Genomic DNA, 1,094 nt, shown 5'->3' with positions numbered 1-1,094 from the left:
GGCACTTACGGCTCGATCGCCGTCGACAGCACCGGCCAGTGGACTTACACCCTGGCCAACGGCACCGATGGCGTTGCCAGTGCCGTGCAGTCGTTGCAGGCCGGTGAGAGCCATGATGAAGTGTTCAGCGTCCAGGTCAGCGACGGCCTSGGCGGCGTCGACACCCAGCARGTGACCGTCACWGTCACCGGCAGCAAYGACGCCCCCGTACTCAGTTTCGCCAGCGGCAACGAGCTTGGTGCAGTGCAGGAAGACACCACCCTCAGCGTCAGCGGCCAGTTCAGTTCGAGCGACATTGATCACAATGCCACCGCCACTTGGTCCATCAATGGCTCGGCAACTGGAACCTACGGCTCGATCGCCGTCGACAGCACGGGCCAATGGACCTACACGTTGGCCAACGGCACCAATGGCGTCGCCAGTGCCGTGCAGTCGTTGCAGGCCGGCGAGAGTCACGATGAAGTGTTCACCATCCAGGTCAGCGATGGCCTCGGCGGCGTCGACACCCAGCAGGTGACTGTCACCGTCACCGGCAACAACGATGCGCCCGTACTCAGCTTCGCGTCGGGCAACGATGTCGGCGCCGTGCAGGAGGACACCAGCCTCAGCGTCAGTGGCCAGTTCAGTTCAAGCGACATCGATCACAGCGCCACCGCGACCTGGAGCATTGCCGGGTCAAACACCGGCAGCTACGGCTCGATCGCCGTCGACGGCAGCGGTCAATGGACTTACACCCTGGCCAACGGCACCGACGGTGTCGCCAGTGCCGTGCAATCGCTGCAGGCCGGCGAGAGTCACGACGAAGTGTTCAGCGTGCAGGTCAGCGATGGCTTGGGCGGTGTCGACACCCAGCAGGTGACCGTCACCGTCACCGGTAGCAACGACGCACCCGTACTCAGTTTCGCCAGCGGCAACGAGCTTGGTGCAGTGCAGGAAGACAGCACCCTCAGCGTCAGCGGCCAATTCAGCTCGAGTGACATCGATCACAATGCCACCGCCACCTGGAGCATTGCCGGGTCCAATGCCGGCACTTACGGCTCGATCGCCGTCGACAGCACCGGCCAGTGGACTTACACCCTGGCCAACGGCACCGA

Annotated in this window: 1 protein-coding gene; it reads left to right on the top strand. The window is 63.8% G+C overall.

Features of this window, described 5'->3' with window-relative positions; all coding sequences use genetic code 11:
- Positions 1 to 1,094 (top strand): VCBS domain-containing protein (locus AC1DQM_RS29795; RefSeq protein WP_477747254.1); only part of this gene is annotated, 1,094 nt, incomplete at both ends.

The organism is Pseudomonas sp. 01L34, from assembly GCF_056400265.1.
The sequence above is the reverse complement of the archived record's forward strand: the minus strand, read 5'-3'. Positions and strand labels throughout refer to the sequence as shown.